This window comes from Paenibacillus sp. 01T424 (genome assembly GCF_056398745.1).
This window is the reverse complement of sequence record NZ_JBFTPZ010000039.1, coordinates 57768-74279: the sequence shown is the minus strand read 5'-3', so window position 1 is coordinate 74279 and position 16512 is coordinate 57768. Positions and strand designations below refer to the sequence as shown.

Genomic DNA, 16512 nt, shown 5'->3' with positions numbered 1-16512 from the left:
AACTGCACACTCATCGAATTTATTTTTTTTTGTTGTAAGACGATTATACAAAACAGTATTAATAACAGTAATACGGAACCAAAAAGTGTTTTTTTGTTAAGCAATTGGATTCACCACCTCCTGAAATCAACCCTTATCGATAGCTGCTTTCTCTGTGAACTTTTTTATTCGGCTCTCAAAAGAAGCGCAATCATGCATCATCGCTAACAATAAAATTGATGGAATTAAACTGTAAGCTGGTTACAATTATACCCCAATTAAATGACGCCCTTTCATACCAAATTGTTGCGTTAAACTGCCCGTTAGCTTAACGCCCAGCAGAACAGAGGCCGAGTCTTTATTTTATTGTAAAACAAGCCCAACACATGATAAATAGCTCATCGGCAATCGCTATACATTCTTGGCCTTTTTCGGCATTCGGTACATATTCTTGACATTGCACATTGCCAAGAATATGTACCGATAAAATAAAAAAACCGCGATTTACGCGGTAATTAATCGGCTCATATTCTTGTCATCCGACATTTAGTGTCATACACCATATAGCTCGATTTTCGTTCTGTTTTTTTATAAGTTTCCCTTTCTTGCAGTAAAAAAGCAATTCGGATATAATCCGAATTGCTTTTTCTTTGAATAATGTGCTCCGGTACCGTACCGCCAACGGAAAGGCCAATCGTTGTCAAACCACTTCGATTGCCGGATTTATCATTCATCATGGATTCCCGGCAACTCATAACGTTGTTACAAATGGCAATCCTAAAACATCAGCTATTGTTCCGCGTTCTGGAAATATTTATTAATTACTCCTTTAATCCTTCTAACTCCAGCAGCAGAAGATTGTTCTTTTTTAATACTGAACTTTCCTAAGTTTGTTGTATCTTCTACATGAGGTCCTCCACATACTTCTCGACTCCAAACTTTCCCTTCATTATCTTTGATTGTATACACCTTAACGATATCCGGATATTTATCCCAAAAATTCCCTTCAACATTACTTTCTTTCGCTTCAATTTTAGGCAGCTCTGAAATATAGGTAACTGCTTTTGATGAAATCGCTTCATTCACATACTTTTCCACCTCAGCTATTTGCTCTGGCGTAAGTTTTTCATCATGGTTGAAGTCAAACCGTAATCGTTCTGAAGTAATATTACTTCCTTGTTGATGAACATGATCACCTAAAACTTCCCTTAAACCAGCAAGTAATAAATGAGATACCGTGTGCAGCGCTGTTGTTTCTGTTGAATGTTCAGCTAATCCACCTTTAAATTTACCCGCAGAAGCAGTTCTGCTCTTTTCAGCATGTTTCTTTGCCGCCTCTATATAAGACGCCTTGTCCTCCATGCTATATCCACTTTCAGTTAGAAACTCTTCCGTCAACTCCAAGGGAAACCCATATGTTTCGTAAAAATAAAAGGCATCTGCACCTGTCACTTTACCCTTATTCTTAAGATGTTTTTGTATTTCAAATTCTCCTTGCTGTAAAGTTCTATAGAAAAGATTTTCTTCCTTATTTACTATTTCGATAATTTTCTTTTTATTACCGATCAAATCTTCATAAGCTGTTGCTTCATCTATATAAACTTCAGACAACTCACCCACAAAACTTCCTTGTATACCTATTTTTTTACCTGCACGAATTGCCCTTCTTAATAATCTTCTTGTTATATACCCTGCATCACTATTAGCTGGCTCCGCACCATCATTAATTAGAAAAGTAGCCGCTCTCACATGATCAAGTATGATTCTAAACGACTTTAAATCGTCAGTATATTGTTTACCACTTAACTCCATCAATTTTTTCTTGGGATTAAGAAAGAAAGCCGTATTATAAATATCCTTGTCACCATTAAGGGCTGTTGCAACCCTTTCTAATCCGCCTCCATAATCAATATTGGGATTTTTCATTTTTACAAATCCTGTGTCTTCTTTTTTGTAACACATAAATACGTTGTTCCCAATTTCTAAAAACCTCTCGCTTACAGAAGCAGGATGATCCAGTGAATCACCGCCTGGTTCAAGATCATAGAACATTTCACTATCAGGCCCACCCGGTTCACCAACAGGCATATCCAATGGATTTCCGGTTCGACTCCACCAATTTTCTTTTTCATCGTATAAGAAAATTTTCCCACCTCTAGATGCCCCATATTGATAGGGATCATCTTCAATGATAGGTTCTATGCCAACTGATTTAAATTTTTCTGACCAGATTTGAATGGCTTCCGTATCTCTCTGTATATTCAAATCATCACTTCCTATAAAAGCACTGATATACAGCCTGCCAGGATCAATTCCTAATTCGATAATATGCCAATTCCAAATGGCATCGATTTGCTTTTTCTTATAGTTATTTTCATTTGCTTTAAACTCCCATCGACCTATCATTTCAAAAAATGTCAGATGCGACGTATCTCCTACTTCATCAATATCCACTGTCCTTAAACACTTCTGAATATTAGCAATCTCATTACCTATCGGATGCTTTTCCCCCAATAAATATGGAACCATAGGTTGCATTCCACTTCCTGTAAACAACGTTGAGGGATCATTTTCTGGTAACAAGCTGGAAGAGGGCACTTGGCTAGCCCCTATTCCTTTCATAAAATCAATATATGATTTTCTTAACTCATCTGGTGTCATTTTCACCATGCTCAATACCTCCATTTCAATTGTTAATTATTCTCGGAAAATTATTTTGCAAATATTCGAACGAGAAGAAATAAAACAAAAAAGCCCTAAGCTGACATATTTCTTGTCAACTTAGGGCGAACTATTATGTCCGTGTTACCACCTAATTTCAGATTTCTCTGCACTCTATCAATACGGGATATCTCCGATATTGTTTCCTGAATAACGGTGGAACTCCGTTGAAGCCTACTAAGATTCCTCTGTTCGGTTCACAGCTCCGAGACTGCTTCACTATTAGATCAATGAAGATTCGCACCAGCCATCTTCTCTCTGTGAGATCCCTAATAGCTACTATTTCTCATCATAGCCTTTTCGTTTTAAGTTAAAGCAATGCTATCACACTCAACTTGCTCTGTCAATTAATTCCACTATTTTCAATAAGGTATAAGTCTGTCGATACTACCATCAGCTTTGGCAATTCGGTTGCTTCGCATCCTCTGACTTTAGCCAAATTGAATGAGAATGACGCTCAACATCTCTTGGTGATGATGAGCGTCTTCTTTATTCATACCTTTGGAAATGCTTTCAATAAGACAGTGATCGATTCGGCGCGTGTTGTCGATGCATTCGGCGCAAATTGATTGCTGCCACGCCCTTGAATCCAGCCTTGCTGCACAGCTGCATCAATGGCTCCGATCGCCCATGCCGGGATTTGCTTGTCATCTGCGAAGCTCGTTCTTGCGCTTGCGTCGATAGACAGCTTCAATGCTCTCGCGACCATCGTCACCATCTCTGCGCGACTGATCGGCTGATTCGGCATGAACCGTTGATCAGCATAGCCTTGAATGAGTCCGAGCTCTACAGCTTGCGCCACGGCCTCACTCGCCCATATCGGGATCGAGGCTTGATCTACGAACGCCTTCGTACTGCTTTCGTTGCTTAGCTGCATCGCCTTCGCGAGCCATACCGTGAACTCCGCGCGTGTCACGGACTGATTCGGTCTGAATGTTCCATCCGGATATCCGTTCGTCATTCCTCGCTGCACGGCTGCTTGAATATCCTTGGCAGCCCAGTGGCCTGCGATGTCTTTGAAGGCCGGACTCGGCTCGTTCGACTTACGATTGACGGCAAAGACGGCGAATATACCGACATTACGTGTATCCGCTTGAATCGTACTATCCGTTACCGTGCCTTTGAATTCCACCCAACGCGCTGTTGCTTTATCATATTGGAACACAGATGCTTGTTGATCTTTGCCAAGCTTACTGACATCAAACGTCAAGCTGATCTGAATCGGCTTATCGAAGCCGCCCTTCACATCCTTTGACAATTCGAACACCGGGCTTATTGCATTCGGCTGCTGCGTCAGCAAGTCAGCGGAATTGTCGATTTTCTTCAGATGCAGCATCATCGTTTCTTTCGCTGCGCCTACCGGAACAGAAACGGTAATCTGCTTGCCTAAGCTGACCGTTCCCGCTTCGCCGGCTTTGATCGTCGCTTCGCCTTCCTTCACGCCAGGTCTAGGATTATCAGTGTCGATTGGAGGTTTCGGTTCCGATTTATCGATAGAATCCTTCAACCTCGCGTTCAGATCGCGCAGAGTATCCACTACTGTCTCGAAATGATACGGGTATCGATCCAACAAGAACATCAATTGTTTGCGAAGCTCCTCGTTCCCTTTGTTCAAATTGATCAATTTCTCGGCTGCATCAATTAATTCTTTGTAGGGTACCATTAGATCATCGCCGTACACTTCGAACTCATAGATGGAATATCCGTAGTATTCGCCATAGACAGGCATTCGTTCAATTCCTTGGAATTTCAGGTATCTAGCCTGCTTCGGAGCGAATTCCACCGTACTCGTCTCTCGTTTATCGCTGGCCGTAAGAATTCGATCGTCTGCCATCACGTTTTTCCATGTTACGTTATCAGTGGAATAGAGAATCTTGAACCGTTTCGCGGCCGTCTCCCATCCGATGACGACCTTGCTAATATTTTGCGTTTTGTCCAAGTCAACGGTGAACCACGAATCGTCTTTGTACGTACTCGCCCAGCGCGTGATCATATTTCCATCGACGGCTTGGCTCGAAGGTACCCATGCCGCCTCTAATCCCGAGGCATCGGTTACCTGATGCAGCGCATAGTTGTTCACATCGAGCAGCGGAATGAAGCGATTATAGACTTGTAGATTATCGATCGTTCCTTTGAACGCGTTGGTTGTGCCGCCGATTTTCGCGACAGGCAGGACAAGCGTCTGAATGCGCTGCACTGGCTGCGCCAGCTTCTCGACGTATTCATTCCCGTTCACATAGAGCGAGACGCCATTGCTGTCCCCCGTGATGAGAAGATGAGTCCATTGGCCAGCCGGCACTTTGTAATTGAATGCGCTATCATATCCTTCTTTAGAGAATCCTAATTTACCCTTGGTGCCGTGTTGCTTTAATTTTACCGTTCCCGCAGGCGATTCCATTAATACGGTATCGTCCGGATTGTCCGCATCCGGGTTAATCCACATGGAGACGGTCCAACCAAAGTTTAAGCTGTTGAGAGGTGTATCCAAATAACTAGTACCGCCGTTGAAGTGGGCGCCTTGCCCATATTTTCCTTTGACAAAATCGACGTTATTGCTTCTTGCATCGTATCCATTACCGGATGCGTCGATGGAATTGTTTTCGAACGAATAATCAAGGACGATTCCTTCCGTATTTTTGACTTTCACATCATAGGAAAGGTGGGTATTCGGCGCATCGCCCATCTTCGCGGCCGTCTTCACAAAGGTGTCGTAGTCTACATCGCTTCTCGCGCCGTGCCACATTTTCTCGGAAAGGACCTGCATGGCAGGGACCAAGCGGACATGAGTATCATCCATCGATAGCCCCGCTTCATACGAAATATCGTTCCAAAGTGCGAACATGCCGCCTTTTAATTGCGGATGGCCAAAAGGCAGCGTCGCACCGTACCATTTTACAGGCTCCCATTCCTGATATAAGAGTGACGTATTTAAATAATCGGCATATAGTCGGGGTACGAGATATAAATAGCTATTATTGATGTTAATGATGTTATAACCAAGATCGATTGCTTGCTGCGGTCCGCCATACGGTAAGTGCCAGATCGCCATGGTCGCTTCATTGCTGATCGGTGTCTTACCGGCGTACTCTTGCAATCCGCCCCACAACAAAGGATGTTTCCCTTTGCTATTGATGAATTTGATCATGGTATCCATATATTTTCTGAAATCTTCCGTGTTTCCTTTGTATTCATCGGTTCCAATTTGAACATCAGGACCGAGAAATGTAGGGTCTCCGCCTTTCCAGCCATCAAGATATTCACTCCACAAATTCTTGACAAATTCCACGGTCTCGGGTTTTGAGACGTCGAGATGCGAATCATTCCCCAGAGAAGGATCTAATGTCGTAAAAGCACGCGAATGCCCCGGCGTATCGATTTCAGGTATAATATTAATACCATAATCTTGACCTAACCGCTGCAAATCGCGGAACTCTTCTTTCGTATAAAAACCATCTATACTTGATAAATTCGGATACCTCTCGCTTTCTAACCGAAACGCACCGCGATTACCTATATCATCATTCAAATGGATTTGCAAATCCGTCATCTTATACCAAGCCATCATCTTCACGTAATCCCGCAAGAAATCAATCGTATAGAATTTGCGAGCCACGTCGATCATAAATCCGCGTGTCTCGTATTTCGGATAGTCGCGGGACTGCCCCTTCGGAATCTGGTCATGACCTTCATCCTGCTTCAGAATTTGCAGCACGGAACGCGTTCCGCTGAAGACAYCCTTTACCGTCGGCGCCGTAATGGCTACATAATCACCGATATCGAGTATGTAACCTTCTTGACCTAAGACCTTATCCGTCGGATTTAAGGACAAGTACAGATCTCCGATGGATGGTGTCCCTTGGGTAACAGTCAATTCCCGTCCCGTAATCGCTTTCATATCTTCTTGGACGATAGCTGCTGATTTGGCTAACGACGGGTCATTATAGACAATCTTCGCTGCAGACGATAATGTATATTGATCTGTTCTCCCAATCCATTCTTGCAGGGACGGAATTACTTTCGGTTCCTCATTCAGCCCTTCGATCTGTTGATTTAATCCTGTGACCGTAACTTCGAATGACGGCGTTATCGCTTTCTGCGTTGGGTCCTCCAGGCTTTGTACTTGCAGCATCACATGAACCTTTTTATCCACCAATGGGGGGTGAATGACGCCTTCCTTGTCAATGACAGGCAGCGCATCCGATCCGTAGATGGAGATTTGATAACCTTCTGGTACAGCCGGGAATGGGAACTCGGTCTGTCCTTGACTGATCGGTTCAATGCCGTGAATCCCTTTGATGATTTTCTCTAGTGGATCTTCGCTGTATACCTCGAACTCATAGAATGAGTACCCATACAGAATGCCATCAGCCGGTTTCCGCTCAACCCCTACAAACTTGACGTATCTTGCTTCTCGTGACAGAAAATTTAGGACTTCCGTTCCACCTTGGCAATTAATAATGCCATCATTCTCAAGTGTAATGTTCTCCCAATTATCACCATAGACCGAAGTCAGCACGCGGTAGGATGTAGCTGGCGTCTGCCAACGAATGATAACTTGGCCGATCTCCTTCTTTTCGCCTAAATCTACTTCAAACCACTGATCATCGTATTTATCGGAAGACCAGCGTGTAGACGAGTCTCCATCGACGGCAAATTTAGGAAAAAGTCCGTCCGGAACTTCATTGCCGGATACTTTCACATCCTTCTTCAACGCATAGTTCTCCCGGACGCTAGCTAAAACCGTTGGTGCAGCATCCATTCCTGGCTGCTGCACAGCGAATGGCTCTTCGAGGTTGGCATCTGGGACAGTTTCAGGATCCGAAGCTACTTCAGAACCAGGCACTGTTTCCGGTAATGAGTTATCCGGTGCTTGTTGCGTGATTTCTTCTGCATTTAATGTTCCGTCTGCGTACGTTATCGATGGATGAACAGAAAATATGATAGAAAAAAATAAGACCAACGATAACAATAACGAACATCTTTGTTGATTCCTTCGGCTTGACTGCATTTCCTCATCCTCATTTCCTCGTATGAAATGATATATTCGGGTTTTCGTACTGCTAACTTGAGTACTCGTCATTCCCGGGCACCCATTCCTTACCAAGTGGCCTCCTCACAGTTAATAGTATGAGACGTGTTAGCCATAGAAAAATAGATAAGTTCTTACTTTCATATACATTTGTTTACATTTTCATTATATTAATAAATAAAATCCCATCAAATCTACTTGATGAAATCCGGAACTCTATGAAAGATACTCCCAAAAGAGTCTCACAATGAGGAAATTTAGGGAATATTAACTACACTAACCTGCCCTTTAGCTTAATGAAAAATAGAGCAGCTGCCCGATCGCAATCTGCTCCCTGTTGTATTCAACTAAAGTCTCCCGTTAGCAAAATGGAACTTTTAATTCTTTACTTCAATTAATTCTTCAACATTGCCAACTATCTCAAGAATTTACTTTTTGAACGCTCCCTTTAGTAATGAATGAATCTTATCCTTTAAGTGTTCTTTACTATCGCCGCTAAGTACATTTTTATCCCAAATCTATGACTCAGGTATGTCATTCTCATAATAAACTTCATAAGAAACTAAACCATTTCCCCTTGTCACTCATCAGAAATGTTAACACGTTCATGTCATATCATTTTGGCAAGAAAGTGATAACAAAAATAAAAAAGCCGCATAAATTGCGGCTTACAATGTTACTATGTTCTTGTCACCCGATTAAACAATGGTTATGAGAAAGCATTATTATTGATGAGTTATTCTTATGGTATAGTGTCATATTGCCGTTAGCCTCAAAGGCGAAGGCTATGTAGTCGTTAGGATTGATATAGCTTTCGAGCTCTTCATCATTACTTACATCCGCAATGTACGGCGGTTTTTTTATTTTATTCAATCCTGCCGATACTCGAGAATATCTCCAGGCTGGCAAGCGAGTGCTTTGCAGATCGCTTCGAGTGTTGAGATTCGAATGGCTTTCGCTTTTCCGTTTTTAAGTATCGACAGGTTCGCCATTGTAATGCCGACTTTCTCGGATAGCTCAGTAACGCTCATTTTCCGCTTTGCAAGCATGACGTCAATGTTAACCACTATCATACGGTCAACTCCTGTTCTTCTTTGAGCTCGATCGCGTTTTTGAGCAGTTTCTCAAGAACTGCGGCAAATACTGCGATTACGACTGGCGCACAGGTTATAATTAGCCCAATGACCATGACGCCTGGTGCATCTGCGCCGTCAGCTACAAAGTAGAAAAGCGGGAGATTACATGCAAACATGAGTGATACGACAACCGCCGCTTGTTTTATTTTCTTAAGCGCTAAAACAGAGGTTTGCGAAAAAGCGGTATTTGTATCAATGTACCTGAGAAGCTTTAATGCCTGAAGTAGCGTAAATAAATACGCAATAGACGCCACATACGCAGCCAAAGCGGAAAGATAAACTTTAATATCCGGGAAATCCGGCATCATACTATGCGCCATCGCTGGGATTCCATAAAAACACATCACTAATGCAGGAATTGCCATAACAACCAGAACAATTTTTAAAAAGAGCGTCTCTTTTTTCATTTATTTCACCTCATTTTTGATTTTATCACTTCATTTATCGTTTCACAATAAAAATACATTGTTTTCTTCGTTTGAACCCCACAAGTTATTAAAAAAAATAAGCCCTACGGCTTATTTGTTCCTCCTTCAAATTTGAGCCGAAATACGGACATATTTATGAACCCACTAATTGAAGTTAATCGCGAAAATGATTAAACTATCTTGCCCGTTAGAATTCCTGTAAAACGAATATTTTGGACTTTGCATAAAAAAGAGCGCCTCTGTAATATGGGAGTTGGAAACGGGTCTACAGCCCTTTAATCTCACCATCAGGAGGTCGCTCTACTATGAAGTTTAAATCACAGGAAACAAAATCAACGCATTGAAAACATTTCCTCATTTCATCTTGTTGTCGGAGTAGATATTGCCCAGGAGAATCATGTCGCTCGTGCAGTCAGCTATCGTGGTGTTGCTCTGGGTTCGTCGCTAGAATTTAGCAGTCATGATGAAGGGTTTGGGCGGTTCGGCCTATGGATTCAAGATCTGCTCAAATCATTCAAGCTGAGCAAAGTTATCGTCGGCATGGAGCCTACCGGCCACTACTGGTTCAGCCTGGCTCGCTGGCTTTCATCAAAAGGAATTGAGGCTGTTCTCGTAAATCCCCACCTCGTCAAAAAGAACAAGGAAAACCGCGACAATACCCCTTCCAAAAGCGACCACAAAGACGCACTCGACATCGCAGATATGGTCAAAAATGGCTACTATTCCCCTGTCCAGTTCAACCCAGAAGCCTATGAGGAACTCCGGATTCTCATGGCCAACCGGGACACGGTTACCAAACGACTTAACAGCGCTGTTAATCAGATTCATCGTTGGGTAGATATTGTCTTCCCTGAAATACGGCACGTCTTTAAAATCCTTACCTGCACCAGCGCCATTGCTACGTTAAGGCTGTTTCCTCTTCCGAAGGAAATTAGCAGCTTAACGACAGAGAAAGTCATTGCCGGCTGGAAGCAATATGTGAAACACCATGCAGGATTGCATCGAGCCGCGCAGCTCATTGTGCTGGCTAAACGCAGCGTTGGCGCTACGCAGGCACTTTACGCCTACAAGCTGCATTTAGCCCATTTACTCGAAGAATACGACTTGGCGCAGCACCAGCTTGAGCAAATTGAACATGAGCTCCATCATATTCTGGGGCGCATTCCAAACGCGCAGAAACTGCTTGAGATTCGCGGTGTAAATGTGACCAGTTTAGCCGGTGTGCTGGGCGAAGCTGGTAACTTAAGTGGTTATACGCATGAAAACGTCTTGCGTCTCCACGCCGGTCTTAACCTAACGGAAGCCAGCTCAGGTAAATGACGTGGAAAAATGGCGCTAAGCAAACGTGGCCGCCTTCGTCTCCGGCGTTTTCTCTTTCTCATAACCACGTGTATGGTCATGACCAATTCGGATGTTAGAGCGCTACACCACCATAAGGTCGAAGTGAAAAAGATCTGTAGTCATTTGAAGTTCTTCTAACCGGATGGACTTCGTGCGGAACCATTCGGTCGCTTGCTGGACCAGTGGTGAAGAATTTATCGCTGTACACCAAAATGCAGTCCACAATCCGAAATTTGGTGTTGAGTTCTACCTATTTTTTAATGCCAATGGTTCTCCCTTAAACATATCATCACGTTTTTCAATCATCACTTGAAAAAATTTCAGGGAGGCCTGGATTTCAGACTCCGATAATTCATTTAAAACCGATATAAACCTATCCTCCATCAATTCATGCATGGTCGCATGTAATTCATAAATCCTTTTGCCCTTGGGTGAAAGGGTAAAATAGACCTCTTTTTTATTATCAACCATCTGGTTTCGTTTGATAAAACCCTCTTGAAGTAACTTATTACTAATTTTTGAAATGCTGGCTTTGGACAAATTCATTTTTTCTGCAATCGACGTATTGTTAATAGGTTCATTGTTTCCAATGCAATCAATCACATGTACGCTTGTCAAGTTGTTCGGAATGGATGTAATGCCATGTGACTGTGCCAAGCCAGTAAACTCGCTAATCTCTGCTGTAAACATTTGCTCGGTTAGATGAACAAAGTGAAGAAAACGTTCGTACAATGTTCGCTTTAACCCCTCAGACATGATGTTAACATCCCCTTTATAAAAGCGAATTGCCCCTAGCAAGTTTAATACGCGGGCTAACGCTATATGATTGTTTTAAGTCCTATTTTTTATTGTTCACTTATAAATTATTTTATCACATTACTTCATAGGTATCAACCCTGAAACACCGAATATAAAGAGAAGTTGACAGCAATTACGCTTTTATATTATAGTTTCATCGTTAACAATAATAAAAAGAAGGTGTTGCATTTGACTCGTTCCGATTCATCTACTCAGTACAATCGAGGGGGTATGACTGTGAATCTTGCCAAAACGATAATAGAACGCCGAACCATTCGCAAGTTTAAATCAGAGCCCGTCCCATTCGAATTGATGAATTCATTGCTCAAACAAGCTTCAAGTATGTGGAAATCCGAAGCGCCTCAACATTGGCGTTGCATTTATTATGACTCCATGGAATCGCGTTTGCGACTGGCAGAGAGCATGTTTGCCAAAGTAATAGACAGTCAGCTTGGTAAATTGATCCCGTCAAAATTAACGGGATTTCTCACCAAATCCGTTCTTAATACGCCGGTTCATCTGGTTTTTATTGCGGCATCTTCAGAAAATCATCGACAGCGTGACAACAATTATGCCGCCGTCTGCAGCATCATGCAAAACCTTCAATTGGTTGGTTGGGAAAACGGTTTGGGGATGCTCTGGTACACGGACCCATTGCTGAACAATCCGTCATTTTTTAATGAAATTGGCCTGAAGACAGGGGAGAAGTTTGCCGGTATTTTAAATATTGGATACTTTGATAGGTCACCTAAAGCCCGAAAAAGGACACCCGCGGAAATGAACTGGACAGAATTCACAACAGATACAAAACTGCATCTAACTAATGAAGACCGTTATGTATCTTCTCAAGACATTTTGGAAACATTAAACATCGCTGTTTGGGCACCGAATGATGGACTTCGTGAACCATGGCGATTTATTTATGTGACCGGCGAAGAAGCCGTTGCTAAACTCGCGCCTTCACATGGGAATACCTCGCAGTCATTACTTATCGTATTGGCAAAGAAAGAAGCTGACCCGCACAAGCAAGAGGAGGATTATGCTGCAGCATGTTGTTTGATTCAGAACTTTCAAATGTTGGCCAACTCTAAAGGCTGGCATGTTCGTCGCACCATGCCGGAATGGATATATGAGCGACGGCTACCGATACCTCTTAAGATAGATCTGCAAGAGAGAATTGTAGCTGTACTGGAAGTTGGGACAGTGGAGCAAATTTCATATTCATCCTCCACTCCCTCGACTTTAAATGTAATACGCCTTTGAATAAATATGAACCTCATTTAAGGAAGCTCCAAAGTGCGATGAAGGGCGAATGAGCACCCCCCGCCGACAAAACAAGTTGGAAACGTAAAAGTTTCAAGCTTGGTCAAGCCGAACACAGCTTCAATAATCCAACTCAGTTTTGATTCCCGATTACAAAATCAAAAACTTATCACCGCTGGCACTTCGTTTTTATTAAGACATCGTTCGACAATCAAAAGAGAAGGCATTCTCCCGATGCCTTCTCTGCTGCTTATTATTAGCTGGTATAGCATAATGTTAACGATAGTTCCTTATCTCAAGATTATCTAGTTTTGATTCATTGTCCCCAAGCTATGATGACATCCTTGATGTGAGGATTCTTCAAGAGCATATCATGCATGGCTTGGTTGTTTTTGGCCATATGTTCTGCATATTCTGGCTTACGGATATACTGATTCAATTTCTTTGGATCCTTCTCGTAAATTGGAAACAAGTTTGCGATAAACACGCCTGAATATTTATTATGACAAAAAATGCAAAACAATATTGAACGTCATATCTGATTCGAATTGATTTGCTCTACTTGGATACTCCACCAATCAACTTCTCTAGATTTTCCCTGTCCAGAAAAGGTGCTAGGCTTATGATCCGGTTCGCATCGATGGTGCCGTCTACAACCTGGTCTACCAAACGACTTAATGTCTCTCTGCTAATAAAGGGCGCCAGTCCATTCACGGCATTCCAGCTCAAGCTTCCTTCTTCGGCTTCTTGTACCAACCGATCCACCTGTTCCCTACCTAGAAAAGGTGCGAGGCTTACGATCCGGTTCGCATCGATGGTGCCGTCTACAACCCGGTCTACCAAACGACTTAATGTCTCTCTGCTAATAAAGGGTGCCAGCCCTTGAACGGAATGCCAGCTCAAGCTGCTCTCTTCTGCATTTTGTACCAATCGATCTACATGTTCTCTTCCAAGAAACGGCGCAATTCCAACAAGATTGTGCACTTCTAAGGAACCGTCAATCGATTTATCTACCAGTCGATTTAATGTGTCACTGCTGACGAACGGAGCGAGTCCGGTAATGACATTCCACACAATCTCGCCCTCTTCTGCCTGACAAACCAGTTCATCCAATGTATCTGTTCCAAGGAACGGAGCCAGCCTCATGATCACGTCTAACTTAAAGACGTTGCTGTCTAATCGTTCAGTAACCTTATGCAGAACGCTTGCCTTTACAAACGGCGCTACTTCTACAAGCTCTTCCACCTCCACCTCTCCGGTATTGACCATCTCTGCAACTTGTTCTGGCCTGTTCCCTGCGATCTCCTCAACGATCGTTCCTAGGTGCTGGTACTCCCGATTTTCTGCGTTTTCTCCTGCATTAATAATGTCGTCTACCGTTTTTCCGAATAACCTCGCAAGCTGCGGAAGCGTTCCGATATCCGGTATCGAATCGCCCCGTTCCCATTTCGATACCGCTTGATGACTTAAATTCAGTTGATCTGCAAGTTCCAATTGGGTCAGATCCTGGTCTTTGCGAAGCTTCGAAATATAAGCTCCAATTTTACGTAAGTCGAGCATCGTATTACCTCCGAAAAAAACAAAATGTACAGTGCGCACCGTCGAATACAGCATAGCATTTCCGCAAACGTGATTCTATCAAGCGTTGGTTGAATTGTCACATCCGCTTTATTCAACTGCCAGTAGAATTGTCTAGATTGAAAATCGCTAGAGAGGGTAGCCAGAAGATCCCGCAGCATATGCCAGATCTGGAATCTACCCGACCTACACTACTTTTGTCGCTTTCATCTATAGGTTTTTCTACAAATCATTTCCATTAAACTGCCCATTAGTTTAATGAAATGAGCAGGTCACTACAGCGCCTGCTCATCGTTGTATGCTATTGAACTAAACTTCCCCGTTAGTACAATGCAACTTAGTAAATATCCTCATTATTTAAAAGCTCTCTTAGCCCCGTGGTAAATTTGAGTACAGTTTTCCTCCTGTTATAAATTCAATGTAAACACTCTCTTCATGCGAACCACCGATTTGTGCGTGAACAAAAATCGTATCTTCCTTGAAACTTATTTTTATAAACCCATCAGAATCATTATCTTGAAGTTCTGCCATTATTCCTTGGTCGATACAACAAACAATACCCTCAATCTGTTCTTATCTCACGCAAAAATGAGAAGTATGTGATATGAATTTTGTTGCTCCTGTCATATCAAAAGTATAATTAATATGAACCGGATATCTTGTCGCTAGTATAAGCTTTGCAGAACCATCAATGGAAGACAATGTGACTTTGTTCGATAGAGGTAACATAATTTATTGCTCCCTTCTTAAATCCTCCGTGTATCATACCTTAAAACTAAACTGCCCGTCAGCTCAACGAGGCTGCCGATTTATGTCGGCAGCCTCGTTCTTTTGATAGTTAATTAAGCTATTGTTCCCCGTTTGTACAATCATTTATGTTGTGAGAAATTACATTCAAATCGCTCAACTCCAGGGTGTTTTTCTCCCAGGCTCTTAATTGTAAACCCAAGTCTACTTGAGTGATTTTAAGTAAAACATTATTCCTGCTCTGTCTACATTAGAAAATTGCAAAGGTTCATCATCCATCAAACGTCTTAATTCGTCTACTGAAATCCATCGTGGGTTTTTAGTATCATCACCTGAAGATAATAACTCCCCTTGCACCTTGCAACGGAAATAAACTCCAACTGAATCGAAAGGACCCTTTATTGTTTGATAAGCTCCAAACGGTCTTATACATTCCACTTGGAATTCTGGGTCGATTCCTGTTGTATCGACCCGTGTATCCTCGCCTTCAATTTCAACTACATCCAGTCCAGTCTCTTCCTTAACTTCCCTTATTAGAGCTTGTGTTAATGATTCATATTGCTCAATTCTGCCACCAGGAAGTTCAATTTTTTTCGTTTCACCCGCTTTATCCCTTGTCTGTACTACTATTTCTAATATTCCGTTTACTATTCTTTCAATTATGGCACGAGAATTTACTAAAAACATTTGTATCAACCCCATTTCACACTATCGAATTAACCAAAATATGGATTTGTTATACAGGATTATTCTACGCAAGCTTCAAACTATCCTGCCCCATTTCAATGAAAAAAGTAGGCTGCCGTAGCACCTGCTCATCAATGTGTATCATTCAACTATCGTTCCCCGTTAGCTCAACGGACTACAGCAGTTTATGTGGGGAAGTAACCTCTCCTCTTGTTATGGCGAGCTTATCTTACGGAAGAATGTGACTTGCCCGCTTTGGCCGATACGGAAAAATACCTCATCTCGCCGGGTGAGACAGGCTTTGTTTTCGGTTCACCCAACATTTTCTCTGGTACGCCGTCTAGACACTCATCCTTGCAGTCCCGTCTATATCTCCCCTCCTCCAACTTCATGTCGATAAAATCAACAACTTGCTGCAGTGATGTGATCTGGCTGATAATATTTTCACGATGACTTCTTAAGAGTCCCACAATCTCCGGATATTCCGCGGGATCAGTATCGGCCGAGACCGCCAAAAAAGGTCGAATTTCCTCTAGCAGCATCCCCGTTTTTTTCAGGCATGCTATCAGCCGGATCGTATTGATGTCCTCCTGCCGATAGATGCGGTGCCCGTTATCCTTCCGCTCTGCGCGAGGCAGCAGCCCGATCTTTTCGTAATAACGGATCGTATCCTCAGTAATTCCGGTTTGTCCAGCGGTTTGCTTTATCGTAAAGCATTGCTCTTCCTTCATCCTGTTCCCTCCCTAAGATTGATTTTTGTACATTATACATCTTGAAGCTGGCTCTAAGTCAAATCTCTTATCCT

11 protein-coding genes, 1 pseudogene and 1 other annotated feature are annotated in these 16512 nt (G+C 42.6%); of the genes and pseudogenes, 2 read left to right on the top strand and 10 right to left on the bottom strand.

Annotated features, from left to right (window positions below; translation table 11 throughout):
• Positions 1-503: 503 nt before the first annotated feature.
• The 5 genes from AC1DPK_RS25485 to AC1DPK_RS25465 all read right to left on the bottom strand — a co-directional run bounded on the left by AC1DPK_RS25485 (position 504) and on the right by AC1DPK_RS25465 (position 9272).
• On the bottom strand, positions 504-716 hold the full coding sequence (locus AC1DPK_RS25485) for a hypothetical protein (protein WP_477512027.1): 213 nt from the start codon (positions 714-716) through the stop codon (positions 504-506).
• 52 nt (positions 717-768) lie between these two features.
• On the bottom strand, positions 769-2649 hold the full coding sequence (locus AC1DPK_RS25480; protein ID WP_441886917.1) for an alanine--tRNA ligase: 1881 nt from the start codon (positions 2647-2649) through the stop codon (positions 769-771).
• Between the two features lie 109 nt (positions 2650-2758).
• Positions 2759-3002 (bottom strand) — a binding site (T-box leader).
• 191 nt (positions 3003-3193) lie between these two features.
• The gene (locus tag AC1DPK_RS25475) at positions 3194-7669 is read right to left on the bottom strand and encodes an S-layer homology domain-containing protein (protein WP_477512026.1); all 4476 of its coding nucleotides are present in this window, start codon (positions 7667-7669) and stop codon (positions 3194-3196) included.
• Between the two features lie 929 nt (positions 7670-8598).
• Positions 8599-8802: a helix-turn-helix domain-containing protein gene (locus AC1DPK_RS25470; protein ID WP_076269356.1), complete on the bottom strand. Its 204-nt coding sequence runs from the start codon at positions 8800-8802 to the stop codon at positions 8599-8601.
• Positions 8799-9272, bottom strand: a complete 474-nt coding sequence (locus tag AC1DPK_RS25465) for a DUF2975 domain-containing protein (RefSeq protein ID WP_076269355.1) — start codon at positions 9270-9272, stop codon at positions 8799-8801. Before AC1DPK_RS25465 ends, AC1DPK_RS25470 begins: the two co-directional genes overlap by 4 nt.
• 326 nt (positions 9273-9598) lie before the next feature.
• Between AC1DPK_RS25465 and AC1DPK_RS25460 the strand changes: the two are divergent.
• Positions 9599-10748 (top strand): annotated as a pseudogene (locus AC1DPK_RS25460) (IS110 family RNA-guided transposase); the annotation flags it as partial.
• A 132-nt stretch (positions 10749-10880) separates the two neighbouring features.
• On the opposite strand, the gene AC1DPK_RS25455 reads toward AC1DPK_RS25460, so the two are convergent.
• On the bottom strand, positions 10881-11390 hold the full coding sequence (locus AC1DPK_RS25455; protein WP_477512025.1) for a MarR family transcriptional regulator: 510 nt from the start codon (positions 11388-11390) through the stop codon (positions 10881-10883).
• A gap of 279 nt (positions 11391-11669) precedes the next feature.
• On the opposite strand from AC1DPK_RS25455, the gene AC1DPK_RS25450 reads away from it, so the two are divergent.
• Positions 11670-12695: a nitroreductase family protein gene (locus AC1DPK_RS25450; RefSeq protein WP_477512024.1), complete on the top strand. Its 1026-nt coding sequence runs from the start codon at positions 11670-11672 to the stop codon at positions 12693-12695.
• Between the two features lie 316 nt (positions 12696-13011).
• Here the strand turns inward: AC1DPK_RS25450 and AC1DPK_RS25445 are convergent, their stop codons facing one another.
• The 4 genes from AC1DPK_RS25445 to AC1DPK_RS25430 all read right to left on the bottom strand — a co-directional run bounded on the left by AC1DPK_RS25445 (position 13012) and on the right by AC1DPK_RS25430 (position 16438).
• Complete coding sequence (locus AC1DPK_RS25445) at positions 13012-13218, bottom strand: DUF1643 domain-containing protein (RefSeq protein ID WP_477512023.1); 207 nt, start codon at positions 13216-13218, stop codon at positions 13012-13014.
• Positions 13219-13253: 35 nt separating this feature from the next.
• Positions 13254-14255: a helix-turn-helix transcriptional regulator gene (locus AC1DPK_RS25440; RefSeq protein ID WP_477512022.1), complete on the bottom strand. Its 1002-nt coding sequence runs from the start codon at positions 14253-14255 to the stop codon at positions 13254-13256.
• Between the two features lie 969 nt (positions 14256-15224).
• A complete protein-coding gene (locus tag AC1DPK_RS25435) occupies positions 15225-15707 on the bottom strand; it encodes an NUDIX hydrolase (RefSeq protein ID WP_339209183.1) in 483 nt (160 codons plus the stop codon).
• A 224-nt stretch (positions 15708-15931) separates the two neighbouring features.
• A complete protein-coding gene (locus tag AC1DPK_RS25430) occupies positions 15932-16438 on the bottom strand; it encodes a MerR family transcriptional regulator (RefSeq protein WP_477512021.1) in 507 nt (168 codons plus the stop codon).
• Positions 16439-16512 lie beyond the last annotated feature (74 nt).

Coding starts and splice junctions, on each gene's coding strand:
- AC1DPK_RS25435 (WP_339209183.1), bottom strand. CDS start 15,707: ATGTTTTTAGTAAATTCTCGTGCCATAATTGAAAGAATAGTAAACGGA.
- AC1DPK_RS25485 (WP_477512027.1), bottom strand. CDS start 716: ATGATGAATGATAAATCCGGCAATCGAAGTGGTTTGACAACGATTGGC.
- AC1DPK_RS25470 (WP_076269356.1), bottom strand. CDS start 8,802: ATGATAGTGGTTAACATTGACGTCATGCTTGCAAAGCGGAAAATGAGC.
- AC1DPK_RS25480 (WP_441886917.1), bottom strand. CDS start 2,649: ATGGTGAAAATGACACCAGATGAGTTAAGAAAATCATATATTGATTTT.
- AC1DPK_RS25440 (WP_477512022.1), bottom strand. CDS start 14,255: ATGCTCGACTTACGTAAAATTGGAGCTTATATTTCGAAGCTTCGCAAA.
- AC1DPK_RS25430 (WP_477512021.1), bottom strand. CDS start 16,438: ATGAAGGAAGAGCAATGCTTTACGATAAAGCAAACCGCTGGACAAACC.
- AC1DPK_RS25455 (WP_477512025.1), bottom strand. CDS start 11,390: ATGTCTGAGGGGTTAAAGCGAACATTGTACGAACGTTTTCTTCACTTT.
- AC1DPK_RS25465 (WP_076269355.1), bottom strand. CDS start 9,272: ATGAAAAAAGAGACGCTCTTTTTAAAAATTGTTCTGGTTGTTATGGCA.